Source organism: Clostridium sp. LXY-7, from assembly GCF_056172015.1.
Genome location: NZ_JBLLJL010000005.1, coordinates 165,928 through 182,410 on the forward strand (window position 1 = coordinate 165,928; position 16,483 = coordinate 182,410).

At 30.9% G+C, this 16,483-nt stretch carries 11 protein-coding genes; 4 read left to right on the top strand and 7 right to left on the bottom strand.

Translation table 11 applies throughout. The features are described 5' to 3' along the window. The first annotated feature begins 14 nt into the window (after positions 1-14). Both ACI48Q_RS17120 and ACI48Q_RS17125 read left to right on the top strand, forming a co-directional pair. Entirely contained in the window at positions 15-1,280 is a 1,266-nt protein-coding gene (locus ACI48Q_RS17120; protein WP_474920328.1) for a lactate/malate family dehydrogenase, read from the top strand. A gap of 50 nt (positions 1,281-1,330) precedes the next feature. Further along, on the top strand, positions 1,331-2,377 hold the full coding sequence (locus ACI48Q_RS17125; RefSeq protein ID WP_474920649.1) for a flavodoxin family protein: 1,047 nt from the start codon (positions 1,331-1,333) through the stop codon (positions 2,375-2,377). A gap of 174 nt (positions 2,378-2,551) precedes the next feature. On the opposite strand, the gene ACI48Q_RS17130 is transcribed toward ACI48Q_RS17125, so the two are convergent. Next, positions 2,552-3,724 (bottom strand): AI-2E family transporter, encoded by a 1,173-nt coding sequence (locus ACI48Q_RS17130; RefSeq protein WP_474920329.1) that lies wholly within the window; start codon positions 3,722-3,724, stop codon positions 2,552-2,554. 157 nt (positions 3,725-3,881) lie between these two features. Next, entirely contained in the window at positions 3,882-5,306 is a 1,425-nt protein-coding gene (locus ACI48Q_RS17135; RefSeq protein WP_474920330.1) for a spore germination protein, read from the bottom strand. A gap of 169 nt (positions 5,307-5,475) precedes the next feature. Between ACI48Q_RS17135 and ACI48Q_RS17140 the strand changes: the two genes are divergently transcribed. Beyond that, entirely contained in the window at positions 5,476-6,300 is an 825-nt protein-coding gene (locus ACI48Q_RS17140) for a DUF6385 domain-containing protein (protein ID WP_474920331.1), read from the top strand. Between the two features lie 164 nt (positions 6,301-6,464). Here the strand turns inward: ACI48Q_RS17140 and ACI48Q_RS17145 are convergent, their stop codons facing one another. The 4 genes from ACI48Q_RS17145 to ACI48Q_RS17160 form a co-directional block, all read right to left on the bottom strand. Beyond that, positions 6,465-8,324, bottom strand: coding sequence for a glycosyltransferase family protein (locus tag ACI48Q_RS17145; RefSeq protein WP_474920332.1), 1,860 nt, complete (start codon positions 8,322-8,324; stop codon positions 6,465-6,467). A gap of 6 nt (positions 8,325-8,330) precedes the next feature. Next, entirely contained in the window at positions 8,331-10,100 is a 1,770-nt protein-coding gene (locus ACI48Q_RS17150) for a tetratricopeptide repeat-containing glycosyltransferase family 2 protein (RefSeq protein ID WP_474920333.1), read from the bottom strand. 177 nt (positions 10,101-10,277) lie between these two features. Next, positions 10,278-13,100 carry a beta strand repeat-containing protein gene (locus ACI48Q_RS17155; protein ID WP_474920334.1) on the bottom strand — a complete coding sequence of 941 codons (2,823 nt, stop codon included), beginning with the start codon at positions 13,098-13,100 and terminating at the stop codon, positions 10,278-10,280. Positions 13,101-13,273: 173 nt separating this feature from the next. Beyond that, positions 13,274-14,437, bottom strand: a complete 1,164-nt coding sequence (locus tag ACI48Q_RS17160; protein WP_474920335.1) for an iron-containing alcohol dehydrogenase — start codon at positions 14,435-14,437, stop codon at positions 13,274-13,276. A gap of 281 nt (positions 14,438-14,718) precedes the next feature. On the opposite strand from ACI48Q_RS17160, the gene ACI48Q_RS17165 reads away from it, so the two are divergent. Then, complete coding sequence (locus ACI48Q_RS17165; protein WP_474920336.1) at positions 14,719-15,372, top strand: TetR/AcrR family transcriptional regulator; 654 nt, start codon at positions 14,719-14,721, stop codon at positions 15,370-15,372. Between the two features lie 39 nt (positions 15,373-15,411). Here ACI48Q_RS17165 and ACI48Q_RS17170 read toward each other — a convergent pair whose 3' ends face one another. Next, positions 15,412-16,413 (bottom strand): M42 family metallopeptidase, encoded by a 1,002-nt coding sequence (locus ACI48Q_RS17170; protein ID WP_474920337.1) that lies wholly within the window; start codon positions 16,411-16,413, stop codon positions 15,412-15,414. Positions 16,414-16,483 lie beyond the last annotated feature (70 nt).

The following is a 16,483-nucleotide window of genomic DNA, read 5'->3' on the forward strand; positions in this document are numbered from 1 at the left end:
AAGGAAAAAAACTAATGTATTACTATTTATATAAAAATAAACTTATAATATCTAAATCTCAATATGATGATCAAAATTTTCAAAGTGTTAATGAGGATTTTTGCAAAAGTTATGTAGATACTATCTTTATAATGAATCCTCTTGATTGTAGTGAATCAAGAAGGACCTTCGTTGTTAGTAATGAGAATTTATTATTTTTAAATGTAGAGGACTTGACCTTACTCAAGTCCCCTACTCTTACAGTTAAGGACATACCTAGCTGGCTAAAAACTGCTATAAATGAAAGAAAAGTTATTTCATTAAACACAAACTTTCCTAATTGGGAGGATGCTTTAAGCTATGTTAAGCCTACTAAGTGGAAGATTAACCTGGTTGGCCTTGGTGATGTTGGTGGTACTCTTCTTACTGGGCTAAAGCTCTTAGGTTATGAAAATATATCTTCCTTAGGCATATTTGATTTAGATATTAATAAGATAAATAGATGGCATCTTGAGCTTTCTCAAATTCTTTCTTGTGATGGAAAAGAACATAAAATAAGTATAAATACATTAGAAGAAAAGGACCTCTTTGATTGTGATCTATTTATTTTTTCTGTATCCATAGGTGTTCCTCAAATTGGTAAAGAACATACAGATGTTAGACTAATACAATTTAAAGGAAATTCAAAAATTATATCATACTATGGTAAACTAGCTAGAGCTAAAAATTTTAAAGGCGTATTTGCAGTTGTATCTGACCCTGTAGACCTACTATGTAAATCCCTATATATGGAAAGTAATAAAAATAATGATGGAGTTTTAGACTTTAAAGGTCTTGCACCTGAACAAATTAGAGGATATGGTCTAGGCGTTATGAATGGTCGTGCTGCCTATTATGCTTCTCTAAAAAAAGAAACTCTTCACTATTTAACTGAAGGAAGAGCATTTGGCCCTCATGGAGAGGGGTTAATTATTGCAGATAGTGTCGATAACTATAATGTAGAAGCTTCTGATTACTTAACTGAGAAAGCTAAAAGTGCAAATTTAGAAGTTAGGAGCACAGGCTTCAAGCCTTATATTGCTCCAGCTTTATCTTCTGGCACCCTTTCCCTATTAGATACCATAAGGGGTAATTGGCACTATTCTGCCACCTTCGTAGGTGGAACCTTTATGGGCTGTAGAAATAGATTTATACACGGAACTACCGAATTAGAAACACTGCCCCTTAACTCAAAGCTTTTTGATAAATTAGCTCAAACATATAGTTTATTAAACAATATGTTTAACACTAATCAATCTTAACATTTTTAATATAATACTTCTTATAAGATAATATTATTGGAGGTGATTTTATAGAGTATTTATATTTAATTTCTCCTAATATAAACATAACTTCTCAACTTAAAAAAATGATTCAAGCTGCCACTAGTAGCATTCCATATATACTTATAAATGATATAAATAATATTCCTAATCTCACCAATAAAAAACTTTTATTTATTGGTGAGATCGATGAAGTTGGATATGATATTCCTCTCCTTAATTTCTTTAAGGAGATAATAAAAAGAGGTAATAATGCATTAATTGGCTCTGTAGGTGGAATTCTGCTCCATAGTAGCACAGAGGAAGGAACTAAAAGGTTTGCTCAAGATATTATATACTTAGCTAATAATTTAGGTTGTACTTTTATTGGTCATCCCCTAGTAGAAGCTATCAATGAATTAAGAAACTTTCATACTTGGCAAAAAACTTTAAAACTACCTCTTGAAAATATATGTGCTGATATGTGCTTTAAACTATCTAATAGAATTCTAGATTATGAATTTAACTCATTAGAACATCCAAAATTTCTCGTACTTTATTCCAGCCCTCATAAATCCTCCAATACTCTAGACCTATGGCATATGATTTCAAAACATCTAGATCAAACTGAAATAAAGGAACTTCAAATTGAGAGTGGGCAGGTGCTAGACTGCAAAGGGTGTCCCTATACCCTCTGCCTTCACTATGCAAAGAAAAATACATGTTTCTATGGAGGAATTATGACAGAAGATGTGTTACCTTCTATAGAAGAAAGTAATGTGATTGTATGGCTTTGTCCCAATTATAATGATGCCATAGCTGCAAATCTAACTGCTGTAATAAATAGATTAACAGTACTTTATAGAAAAATTAATTTTTATGATAAAACTATATTTGCTGTTATTATCTCTGGTAATTCTGGCAGTGACTCCTTATCAAAGCAATTAATAGGTGCACTGAATATAAATAAAGGTTTTAGGCTTTCTCCTTACTTCTCAATTCAAGCTATAGCTAATGATCCCGGTAGTATAAAATCTATTGATAATATAGACAATTTAGTGAATTTTTTTTCTAATAATATTATCACTAATATATAAACAACAAAATAGTGAATTCATGTAAATTTTATAAGTCCTTTGAATAAAATAAGGGGTATTATCCAAACCTATTTTTATCAAAGGACCTATTATTTCAAGAATTCACTATAAAATCATATTATATTTTTATTTTATAAATATTAATATTTATAACCTCTAAACCACTTTTATTTTTTATTCTATTGATTTCTTTTTATAATATCTATTAATATATACACTTACTAAAGCTGCTATAGGTATCGAAAGAATCATTCCCATAGCTCCATAATATGCTCCTCCTATGGTAAGGGCCATCAATGTCCAAACTGGAGCTAATCCTACTTTATCTCCAACAATTTTAGGTTGAACAATGTTTCCATCTATTTGTTGGTATAAAATAAGTAATGCGAATCCTAATACTCCAAGCTTTACATTTGTAAAAGCTCCTAATATTAAAGCTACTAACCCACCAATGAGAGGTCCAATGTAGGGTATAACATTAGATATACCAGCTATAACTCCTACTAGTATGGCAAATGGATGCTTTATTAAAAGCATTAATATAGAAGATACAATACCTACTATCACTGCATCTAAAATAACACCTTTTATAAAACCACCAAAAACCTCATCTAAATCCTTTAAGAATCTTCTAAATCCAATTCCTATCTTCCCTGGCATAAAGGCTTTACCAAATTTATCAAAGCTCCTAAACAGATTTTCTTTATCCTTTAAAAAATAGAAAGTAAGTATAATAGCTAATACAAAATCAATAATAAATGAACTAACGCTAGTTATACCATTAGTTATCATAACCACTAAGTTTTGACTAAATATAGACATCATTGATCCCATTTTATCTACTACCGGCTTAATTGTACTATAATCAATATTTAGTGACTTAAAATATTCATTGCCATAATTAATCCAGCCCATAACTACTTCTTCATATTCTGGTATATTATTTATTAAGGATTTTGCATTTTCTAAAAGTGGTGGAATTATAAAATTAAATATCAAAGATATCCCTAAGATTATAATTAGAAACACTAAAGTAACACTTATAATTCTAAATATTCCATTGTATTTACTCTGATTTTCTTTCTTAAATACTCTTTGAAGTACTTTTTGCAGATAAATAACTGGTCCAAATAGTAAGTAAGCCATAACAAAAGCAGTCGTAATAGGAGTTAATATGTCCCATAATCTAAATAAAAAGCTATTTGCCGCAGCTAAAAACACATTACTTCTGCTAATAATTTCATAAGCTCCAAAAAGTAATACTCCTACTATAACAACCAATATAGCTATATTTACATATTTTCTTTCTATACCTAATCTCTTATCAACCCTGAATTTATCCCACATAAAAAATTCCTTCCTATACGTATATTTATATATCTACGTATAATTATGACTAATTTCACCATATAATCAATATGTTTTTATTATAATGTCATACATATTTACAAAAAGTTAATTAAAACAAAATAAATTAAAGAGTAATAAACTACTCCTCATTAATTTATTTTACTCTTTTCCCTTGTTTTAACTCGCTTCTCCAAAGTACGGCCTTTAAATCTTTCCAGTTAAAGGGAATTAATGGATATAAATATGCATCTCCAGTTAAAGTCTTGTTAAATGCTACTAAAAGTATAATTATAATTAAACCACCGAAATATCCAATAAAATTTAACCACCATGTAGTTAGTAGTAAAAAAATTCTACAAAATTTCATTGCATATCCTAGTTCTATATTAGGCTGAGCGAAACTTCCTACGGCTATAAATGCCATATAAAGAATAGTCTCTGGCACAAACCATCCTACCTGTACAGCATAATCGCCTAAAACTAATCCTCCTATAACACCTAAGGAGGTACCTAATGAGCCAGGAGTACTTAAGGATGCCATCTTTAGCCCATCGATGGCTAGCTCTAATGCAAGAAACTGAAGAACCAAAGGAATCTTATTCATCTCCTTTACCCCAATAAAAGATAACCATTGTGGAAGCATATCTTGATTTTGTACTAATAAAATCCAAGTAGGTGTTAATATTAAAGTTAATAATAATACAAAATTTCTAGATATCCTAAGATAATTCCCCGTTACTGGAGGATAGTAAAACTCCTCCGCTTCTTGTAAAAAATCAAAAATTGAGGTTGGAAGCATAATTACACTTGGGCTATTATCAACTATAATGGCTAATTTTCCTTCTAGAATATGTGCTGCTGCTACATCTGGCCTCTCTGTATATTTAACCTTTGGAAATGGATTATAATATTTATAGTTGGTTAACGCTTCTATTAAACTCTGCTGATTCATAGATAATGACTCAACTTTTAATGAAGATAATTTATCTTTCACTTCATTAAGTAGTTTTGAATCTGCTACTCCATCAATATATCCTAAGACCACATCAGCCTTTGACCTCTTCCCTATAGAATACATTTCAAAAGTAAGCTTAGGATCTCTTATTCTTCTTCTTATAAGTGCTGTATTGAATACTACAGTTTCCACGAAGCCATCTTTAGATCCTCTAGTTACTTTTTCCTTATCAGGTTCTGCTGTGGTTCTAGCTGGATATGTTCTTAAATCTAGTATAAAGGCCTCCTCAAAACCATCAATTAACAATACTGTCGGTCCTGATAATAGCATTGTGATAATTTTTTCAATACTATTAGTAGTATCTACTTCCACGTAAGGAATGGTAGAATCAGCAAATTCCTTAGAAGTGGTCATACTATCAACTTGTTCCTTTGAAAGTTTAAAAAATGCATCTAATATTCTTTCCATTACATCATCTTTAATGAATCCATCTATGAATATTATGCATGCATTTCTTTCTCCTATGATTATATCCCTTTTAATTAAATCAAAACTCTTTTCTATGTTTACCCTACTCTTTATCTCCTCTAAATTCTTTTTTATATCTTTAGTTAGTACGTTCATAACACTCACTTCCTATTTGAAATTTATTTATATTTGTATTTACTGACATTAGTATTTACTAAAACTCTATTTTATATCACCGAAATTCTTTGCCTTAATATACTTATAATATAAAGTTATTTATTTTTAAGTTTCTTATCCTTTGATAAGTTTATAAGAGGTGATTTTATTGTCTTCGACTACTTTAGCACCTAACCTAACGGTGTATGGAATTTCCTCATATATAAAAGATGATAGTATATTTAATCCAAAAACTTTTATGCTCAGTAAGACAAACTGCTTAATAAGCAGACTATATGTTAAAATGTCAGATATTTTACTACCCTATGATTGTGATGTTATTCAAGCAAATCTTTATATCCCCATACTAAGCGCATGTAATGAAAAATTTGCAAGAATATTAGTATATAGTGTAGATGGTCCACTAAATTCCGGTCGTATATCTTGGAATTCCTTTGAAGGAGTACCAACTACTAAAATAGCCGATACCCCTATTTCTTTTCCTTATGTATGTGTTAACTTGACAAGTTTAATTCAACGATGGGTTAAAAATCCTGAATCAAATCATGGAATTTTGATTACTTGTAATGAAAAAGCTCATAATGAAATAAATGTTAATACAAACTTTACCTCTACAAATGGTATGCGTATAGTTATTAATTGTTCTAGAAAAGATGAATGTTGCTATCCTAAATTTCATGAGCTTATTTATGATGTAAATGGAACTACAGCCAACTATTGTTCACCGCCTGTAGATATATCTAAATTTAAGGTTGTATCTTTCTATATAAGAAATCTATCTACATCTCCTGTGAAATTCTATTTGCAATCCAGTCCAGACAATATTAGTTATATGCTTTCTTCTGAAGAGCTGATTCTACAAGGTCATGAATTCAATTTCTTGACGCCTTATTTTTGGTCTAAATATATTAGAATATGCGGCAATTCAAATTCTCCAATTTTTGCAAGAATATTTGTTCAGATACAAACTTAATATCAATTAAATATTTTAACTTTATAAACTAATGCTTAAAATAACTTATTCAAAGGCTACTATTCATAGCTGTTAACCTAAATAACATAGGAGCATTATAAGTGGTAGTCATAGGATAAGTATAGGACTAAAAGATATTTAATATATCTTTTAGTCCTATACTTTTAAAACTCTATTAAATTTGGATTTTCTCTTAATAAAGAATCTTGTTGTTCTACGGTTATAGGTTCTTTATGATACTGACTATACCCTTCATATTTTCTTCTCCTTAACTCCTTAGTATTCCATCCTAAATGCTTTACTCTAATATTACATATTGCTGTCTCTAATTTAAATATATCTTCTGGAAATCTATTTCCCCTTTCGTTAACACCCTTCCAATCATAATCTATAAAGTTCTGAATTCTTGTTAATAAAATTTTAGGATTATAATTACTATGCCAATATTCATCCTCTCTATATTGAGTTTCATTCCACATGTCATATACATAAAATCCATAATTATCTATAAATTCATTTTCTAATAATGTTTTTATAGTATCTTTTATATTGTCTTCAAATATTTCATCACTATCTATTCTTAAGACCCACTGAGCATTATACTCTATACATTTTTGCCACAACTCTTTCATTAATTCTTCCTCTGAAGTATTCACATCCTTAGGCTTTTCAATTAATACTAAAGGCTTATTAAATTCTTTAAAAATACTTTTGCATTTATCTAATACTCTCTTTTCTGCATGGTGACAAAGAATTATTCCTTCATCTATATATTGAAGTGACGCTCTTAATGATTTTTCTAATATGTGTTCCTCTTCATTCTTAACTATCATGGCTAAAGTTAATTTGTTGGTTTTACTAACCTGTCTTTTATTCCACTGCAAAATATTATATAGACTTTGACCTAAAATATATTCTTCATTTTTCTTACAATGAAGTGATTCTATAAATAATTTTCTGTTTTCTTCTATAATATCAACATGAAATTCATATTGGTTATCATCATCTAGAAAACTAACTTTCGAACAAACATGGAAGACATTATTATTTACTTTTATATATTCTATACTTTGCTCTTTTATCTGTAAGATAATTTTCTTTTCCTTAAGAAATTCTTTATAAGAAATCTTACTATTTAAAAGTAGAGTTTTGAATTTCTGACTTACTTTATCCACACCCTCATAGCCAGTTATTAATCTATAATCTACATTGAGATACTCATTTAGATAGTTGCTTATAAACGCCCTTACCTTTTCACATCTTAACATGTTGTAGACATCATCATATTTAAAAATATTTCCTCTTTCTCTAAAATTCTGTATATAATTTAAATATTTTCCTCCCTGCAAATCCATTGCAGGCAATGTGGTATCTGCATACAAATCAATTCCTAATACTGCAGCTCTTATAGAAAAGTATCTATCTTCTTTTAAGGCTTTAATATTGTAAATAGGTGCAAATTTTACCCCTCTTAACAGTACTCTTCTAGCAACTAGGGTTATAGTTCCTACCTCCCCAACTTTGTATATACCTTCACAATTTAATTTTTTTATGAATTCATCATCTATTGAACATTGTCCTATATCATAAACCTGTGGCTGTAGTGATTCTTCTTTACTACAACTCCAAATTATTTCACTAATTATATCTTTTCTTTTACTAATTAAATGATCTATTAACTTAGGATTAATTAATATATCTGAATCAATAAACATAACATAATCATAATTGTTTCTAATAGTATGCTCTATTATAAAATCCTTGAATTTTGACAGACTATAGATGTATTCATTATTCAAATTGTTAGTATCTATGTGCAATTTTTCACTTTTTTTAACAATTGTTTTATGGACCTCGCTAAACTTCTGTAACATATCACTACTATTAAAATCATCATTGATATCCACAAAATAGTACTCAACTATAAAATTGCTTTCTATTTTATCTAAAAACTCTAAAAACACCTTCAACACATCTGATTTTTCCTTCACAATAGAAGCTACTAAAATTCTGTTCTTTTTCATAATCCTTTATATCTCCTTATACAGTATATTAATGCTAGCCTCATCTATTACGCCTAATTCTTTGATTGACCTTATAGCTTCTTCTACTGCCAAAGATTTAAATCCATGTTTATAATATAATTTACTTAATTCAACTAATATCTTTTCATTATCAATATAATTTAGCATTGGAAGTAATTTTTCGAATACTTCAAATTCCTTTGCACTTATAAGAATACCTAAAAGTTTTATAAACTCACTTAGCACTAAATAAGAATTTTTAAATGTAAACTCTTCTATATTTTTATCACTATTGAGCATGTTTATTTTCTCCATAAGAGTTCTTACAATTTCATCTTCAATAAGCGCAAATTCCCCTTCGTTAATATTGGCCTTTTCTAATATCTTTATCATTAACAAATATATTATAGCTTCATCATAGTAAATAGACTTATATGATACACGAGAAAAGCTTATAAAACTCTCATTATATTTATTTAAATTAAAAAGTGCCTTCCCCATTAAAATACAAGATATGTCGCTTGCTTCATTTTCACTTGCTTTTTCTATAAAACCTATAGCATGTTCATTACACTGAATGTTGATTAATACAGCTGCCAATAAAAATATTTCCCTTATATCACTTAGATTAAAGTTTTTCTCTAACTCATATACTACTTTATCACTATCACTATACAAGCCTTTATATGCAGTTCCTAATTGATAATAAATGATATTATTATCCCTTGTGTAATCTAATACCTTTTTATAATTTAAAATTGCCTCTTCATAATCCTCTAAATCTAAATAAATATCGCCTAATGCGTGATAGGCTCTAAAACTTCCACATCCATTTAAAAAAGCACATTCTATTGGAGCTTCTCCTAATTCTAAAGCCTTGTTATAAGACTTTATAGCTAAAGTATATTTCTTTGCCTTATGATAGGTATAGCCTTTATAAAACTGTAAGTCCGTAAACTCTTTAAAATTACTTAATCCTTCTTCTAATGCATCTATTGCCTTATCATATTCTTTCATCTCTATAAGACATAATGCCCTCTTTAATACAAGCTTTGTTGCATATCCAGTTGTTACACTCATATTATGATAAGCCTTATCATAATATATCAAAGCATTTTTCATATCCATCAATGCGAAATATTCACTAGCTAAATTGAAATTATGGAAAGAACTATTAGGGTATTTTTTTAATTCTTCTTTTATTATTCCTATATTTCTCTCTCTCTTTTTTTTACTATCAGATACCTCTGGAATATATCCTCTATGATATATTCTAATATCCTCTGATGTGAAGTTAGCATAATTAGTAGGCTGAAACTTATGAGTTATCTGTTCATGAATAGCCCCTTCAAACTCATATTCTCCTGTATTTCTTATTAAACGTATATTTAGATTATATAAATAGTCTTTTGAATCTTCCTTCACTACACTTAAGGTGTTAAAAAAATGTCCATGCTTTTTAGAAGTATTGATTAAATTTATTACCTTTCCCTTATCCCCTTCCTCTAAAACATCATCTCCATCCATTAATAATATCCAATCCTTAGTTGCCTTTGATAATGAAAAATTTCTTGCTGCAGAGAAATCATTATTCCAAGTATAGAAATATACTTTAGCCCCAAAACTATTGGCTATAGATACTGTATTATCTGTAGAACCAGTATCTACAATTATAAATTCGTCTATAATATCTTTAACACTATTTAAACATTGTGCTAAAAACTTTTCTTCATTCTTCACAATCATACATAAGCTCACAGTCTTTAATTTTTCCATAACAAACCTCCTAACCAAAATTAACTAAGACATCTAAAACTTTAATCGCTATGAAAATAATTTAAGATGCCTTATATATAACATAGACTTGCAGACTACTCTGCAAGTCACTCTTCATCCATATCTAGCCATTATAATAGTCTAGTAGATTAAAAATTCACTATAAATAAATTTATTTTATCCTAATATCTTAGCTGTATAGAATACCTCAAAAGTATTAGCAGCCCCTGAGGTTTCATAGAATAATCTAGTAAAATTCATATAGTATGCTGGAACTATAACCTTATTAGTTCCAGGTCCCACTGCCATAGGACCACTTACATCATCATTAGTAAAATATGCTGTACTATTAAGTGGTGCTACTTGTATCTGAACAGTTACTGTGTTGCTTCCAGTGTTTCTTACATAATAAGAATATTTTCCTTGTTGACTAGCATCTTTGACAAGAACTGCTGCTGAGTTAGTAACTGCTGTTAAAACTGTGCTATCGGTTACATTTGTTGTAGCAGATATATTAATACTATCTGTAATTCCACTTAAATTTCTGATACTTAAATTTGATGCTGTTACTGTTACTGTTCCAAATACTGTTATGCTATCGGTAGCTCCGCTTAACTCTCTTATATTTGCTGTTACTGTTCCTGTTACAGTTAAGCCTGCTCCTCCTGCAAATACTGTTACACTGTCGGTTGTCCCACTTAAGTCTCTTATATCTAGATTGGTTGCTGTTACTGTCACTGTTCCAAATACTGTTATGCTATCGGTAGCTCCGCTTAACTCCCTTATATTTGCTGTTACTGTTCCTGTTACGGTTAAGCCTGCCCCCCCTGCAAACACTGTTACGCTATCAGTGCTTCCATTCAAATCTCTTATATCTAAATTATTTGCAAATACTGTTACACTGTCTGTTGTTCCACTTAATTCTCTTATATCTAGATCTGTTGCTGTTACTGTTACTGTTCCGAATACAGTTACGCTATCAGTAGCTCCACTTAATTCTCTAATATTTGCTGTTACTGTTCCTGTTACGGTTAACCCTGATCCTCCTGCAAATACTGTTACGCTATCTGTGGTCCCGTTCAAATCTCTTATATCTAAATTTGTTGCAGTTACTGTCACTGTTCCAAATACAGTTACGCTATCGGTAGCTCCGCTTAACTCTCTTATATTTGCTGTTACTGTTCCTGTTACGGTTAAGCCCGCTCCTCCTGCAAATACTGTTACGCTATCTGTGGTTCCATTTAAGTCTCTTATATCTAAATTCGTTGCAGTTACTGTCACTGTTCCAAATACTGTTATGCTATCGGTAGCTCCGCTTAACTCTCTTATATTCGCTGTTACTGTTCCTGTTACGGTTAACCCTGCTCCTCCTGCAAATACAGTTACACTGTCGGTAGTCCCGTTTAAATCTCTTATATCTAGATTTGTTGCAAATACTGTTACACTGTCGGTTGTCCCACTTAATTCTCTTATATCTAGATCTGTTGCTGTTACTGTTACTGTTCCGAATACAGTTACGCTATCAGTAGCTCCACTTAATTCTCTAATATTTGCTGTTACTGTTCCTGTTACGGTTAACCCTGCTCCTCCTGCAAATACTGTTACGCTATCTGTGGTCCCGTTCAAATCTCTTATATCTAAATTTGTTGCAGTTACTGTCACTGTTCCAAATACAGTTACGCTATCGGTTGCTCCGCTTAACTCTCTTATATTTGCTGTTACTGTTCCTGTTACAGTTAAGCCTGCTCCTCCTGCAAACACTGTTACACTATCGGTGGTTCCGTTCAAATCTCTTATATCTAAATTATTTGCAAATACTGTTACACTGTCTGTTGTTCCACTTAATTCTCTTATATCTAGATCTGTCGCTGTCACTGTCACTGTTCCAAATACAGTTACGCTGTCAGTAGCTCCGCTTAACTCTCTTATATTTGCTGTTACAGTTCCCGTTACGGTTAAGCCTGCTCCTCCTGCAAACACTGTTACACTATCGGTGGTTCCGTTCAAATCTCTTATATCTAAATTATTTGCAAATACTGTTACACTGTCGGTTGTCCCACTTAAATCTCTTATGTCTAGATCTGTTGCTGTCACTGTCACTGTTCCAAATACAGTTACGCTATCAGTAGCTCCACTTAATTCTCTAATATTCGCTGTTACTGTCCCTGTTACGGTTAAGCCTGCTCCTCCTGCAAATACAGTTACGCTATCTGTGGTTCCGTTCAAATCTCTTATATCTAGATTTGTTGCAAATACTGTTACACTGTCGGTTGTCCCACTTAAATCTCTTATGTCTAGATCTGTCGCTGTCACTGTCACTGTTCCAAATACAGTTACGCTATCAGTAGCTCCACTTAATTCTCTTATATTTGCTGTTACGGTTCCTGTTACGGTTAAGCCCGCTCCTCCTGCAAACACTGTTACGCTATCGGTTGTTCCATTTAAGTCTCTTATATCTAAATTATTTGCAAATACAGTTACGCTGTCTGTTGTTCCACTTAAATCTCTAATATTCGCTGTTACTGTTCCTGTTACGGTTAACCCTGCTCCTCCTGCAAATACTGTTACACTATCAGTAGTTCCATTTAAGTCTCTTATATCTAAATTATTTGCAAATACGCTTACACTGTCTGTTGTCCCGCTTAACTCTCTTATATTTGCTGTTACGGTTCCTGTTACGGTTAAGCCTGCCCCTCCTGCAAATACAGTCACACTATCAGTAGTTCCATTTAGGTCTCTTATATCTAAATTATTTGCAAATACGGTTACACTGTCTGTTGTTCCACTTAAATCTCTTATATTTGCTGTTACGGTTCCTGTTACGGTTAGACCTGCTCCTCCTGCAAATATGGTTATGCTATCGGTCGCTGCAGTTAATTCTCTTATATATATATTCCCTTCACTATCAAGGCTTAATGGAACCGTGTTATTGCTACCGTCAACACCATTGACTAGTACCTGTAACCTACTAGCAACATGATTAAACACTAGATTGTTCAAAAGGTACCCCTCCCTATTCTCCTTAGCTTATCTGTCCTTCTATATAATATTTATGGTTATGATGATTTGTGACATAGAAATACTTGCTTATCATCTTTATACCTTCTTCATTAATACTCTTATAAAACATAAAAGACACACCTATCGGTGTGCCTTTTACGTTTTATAAAATACTATTCATATGCTATTTCTAGTATTTTATATATATCTTCTCTATATAATTCTTTCAATGTGCCTAGTGGTGCTTGCTTTGCTGCATTGTCAGCGATAAAATCTAAATCTTCTCTCTTTACTCCTACTTCACTTAATGTGATAGGAGCTCCTATCTCCTTATAAAAACTTCTTAATTTTTCGATTCCTTTTAATGCTTTTTCTTCATCACTTCCATCACTAACATTGAATACATGTTCTGCAAATTTTGCAAACTTAGGTGTATCTTGTTTATGCACATACTTCATCCATGCAGGCATAATTATAGCTAACCCTGAGCCGTGAGCTATATCATTTAGTACTGATAGAGAGTGTTCAATGCAATGAGAAGCCCAATCTCCATTTCTTCCAACTCCATTCAATCCATTTAATGCTAATGTTGCAGCAAATGCAAATTCACTTCTAGACTCATAATTGCTTGGATCTCTCAATAATATTCTTGTATGATTTAAAATAGTCTTTATAATTCCCTCTGACAACTCATCTAGCATATCTGTATTACTACTTCCTCCATAATAAGCTTCAAAAACATGGCTTATAGCATCAATAGCACCATTTGCTGTCTGTATAGATGGTAATGAACTCTGAATTGATGGATCTAGTATTGAAACTTTAGGATAAAGCAGAGGAGACCCAAAGGCCCATTTCTTTCCTTCAGCTTCATTAGTTATAACTCCACCTGAGTTCATTTCTGATCCAGTTGCAGATAGTGTCAAAACTGTAAATAAAGGCAATGCATTTTTCACACTAGCTTCTCCTTCAAAAAAATCCCATACATCACCATCATAGCAAGCTCCAGCTGAAATTGCTTTGGCAGAGTCTATAACACTTCCACCACCAACAGCTAATACTCCATCTAATCCATAGTTATTTACAGTTTCAATTCCTTCTTTTACTTTAGATAGAACTGGATTTGGCTTTACTCCAGACACCTCTACAAACTCTATATTATGCTCTTTAAGAGAAGCTACTACCTGCTCATATACTCCATTTGTCTTTATAGAATTTTTACCATATAGAAATAATACTTTTTTAACTTCATTGTTTTGTATATGTTCTCCTATATCTTTTATAGTATCTTTTCCTAAAACTAATTTAGTTGGATTATATAGCGTAAAATTTAACATAATTATATCCCTCCCTGTGATTTCTAGTACTGCTTTAACCAATTATATAATTTACTTCAATATTGTATTAAAACAGTAACTTACTTTTAAATACATTTTCCCATATATCATAGAAAAAGTAAAATTATTTTCCACTTCTAATATAAGTACATTATGTCATAAAACACTTCATATTATTATGATTTTCTAATTATGTTGAAATTTGCTAATTGTTTCATGTCATACTTTTAAATTTTATGATATAATTAATTTTTACCAAAAATAATATGGTGGTGTTTATTGTGGATGACAAGTCTAATCTAAAGAAAAGAACTATGATGTATTTTATTGATGCAGCAAATATAATAATAAAAGAAGAAGGAATCGAGCATGTTACTTTAAGAAAAGTAGCCAAAACTGCTGGTTATAACAGCGCTACCCTCTATAACTACTTTGAAAATCTTGACCATCTTCTAATATTCGCTTCAATGAAATGCTTAAAAGAATATAGTAGCTTACTTCCTGATTATTTAAAGGGTAAATCTAATGCTCTAGATAAATATTTTGCTATATGGAGATGTTTTATAAATTCATCTTTCAGAAATCCTAAGGTTTATAATCTTATATTTTTATCTCATTTTAGTGATTCATTGAATAATATCGTTAAAGAATATTATGATATGTTTCCTGAAGATCTTGAAAATTCTCACTACGTTGAAAACTTGTTTTTAGAAGGTTCTATATATAAGCGAAATACCCATATTCTAAACTCTTGTGCTAGTGAGGGGTTCATAAATAAAGAAGATATTGATGATATTAATGAAATGATTATCTTTATATATAGAAGTATGCTCAGCGACGTTTTAAATAATAGTTTACCCTATGACTTAGCTACAGCTGAAGAAAAGCTAATAAGATATTTTAGACAAATTATAAAATCATACACTATAAAATAAAGACTATGGATACCCATAATCTTTATTTTATAGTGTTATTTATTCTTCAAAATTAAATTCTCTATTTACATATAGTGCTAACAAATCTACACAAGCATTTGTATCATCCATGCTTATTAACGCATTAGGTCCGTGTACATAACGAGTAGCTACAGATAATCCTGTTGCTCTAACCCCAAAGTTAGATTTATTAATAGCTCCTGCATCTGTACCTCCTCCGTCAATAACATCAAGTTGATATTTTATGTTATTATCCTTAGCACATGAAATTAGTTCTTCTACTAAATATTCATCACATATAACTGAACCATCTGATACTTTTATAGCTGCTCCTCCTCCTACAGTGTTGCTCCCCTCTGGTGCATTAGGGGTATCATTTGCTACGGTTACATCTAAAGCTATTCCTAAATCGGGATTTATTCTATTAGCCGCTACTGTAGCTCCTCTTAACCCAACTTCCTCTTGAGTAGAAAAAACAAAGTATAAATCATTATATGGCTTTTCTATCTTCTTCAATGCTTCAATTAAAATATAACATCCTATTCTGTCATCTAACGCTTTAGCAGTTATGTTATTTTCTTTTAATTCTAAATATTCACCTACATAACAAGCCACATCTCCAACTCTTAAGTATTTCTCGGCTTCAGCCTTTGAACTTGCACCAATATCTATACATAATTTCTTAGTATCTTTATCTAACTCTTTTTCCTTTACACTACTTGATACTATTCCCATAACACCATTTCTGAACTTAACTCTATTCATATAAGTTGCAGTTACTGGAATTCCTCCAAGAGCTCTTACCTTAATTAATCCCTTATCCTCAATTTTAACAATCTGAAAACCTATTTCATCCATATGTGCTGAAGCCATAATTCTTTTCTTATTTTCGCCACAGCCCTTTTTCAATATTATTAGATTGCCTAAGGCATCCACTGTGATTTCATCTGCATATTGTGCAATTTCTTCTTTTATTATATTTCTTATTTCTTTCTCATATCCGCTAACTCCAAAGGCATCAGATAATTTTTTTACTAACATATTTTTTCCCCCTCATCTGAATTTATTAATTTGAAATATATATTTTAATAATTTATATATTAATACTATC

Bases quoted from the DNA above. Each gene is read 5' to 3' on its own strand.
- ACI48Q_RS17150 (WP_474920333.1), bottom strand. From the start codon at position 10,100: ATGGAAAAATTAAAGACTGTGAGCTTATGTATGATTGTGAAGAATGAA.
- ACI48Q_RS17160 (WP_474920335.1), bottom strand. From the start codon at position 14,437: ATGTTAAATTTTACGCTATATAATCCAACTAAATTAGTTTTAGGAAAA.
- ACI48Q_RS17135 (WP_474920330.1), bottom strand. From the start codon at position 5,306: ATGAACGTACTAACTAAAGATATAAAAAAGAATTTAGAGGAGATAAAG.
- ACI48Q_RS17170 (WP_474920337.1), bottom strand. From the start codon at position 16,413: ATGTTAGTAAAAAAATTATCTGATGCCTTTGGAGTTAGCGGATATGAG.
- ACI48Q_RS17120 (WP_474920328.1), top strand. From the start codon at position 15: ATGTATTACTATTTATATAAAAATAAACTTATAATATCTAAATCTCAA.
- ACI48Q_RS17130 (WP_474920329.1), bottom strand. From the start codon at position 3,724: ATGTGGGATAAATTCAGGGTTGATAAGAGATTAGGTATAGAAAGAAAA.
- ACI48Q_RS17145 (WP_474920332.1), bottom strand. From the start codon at position 8,324: ATGAAAAAGAACAGAATTTTAGTAGCTTCTATTGTGAAGGAAAAATCA.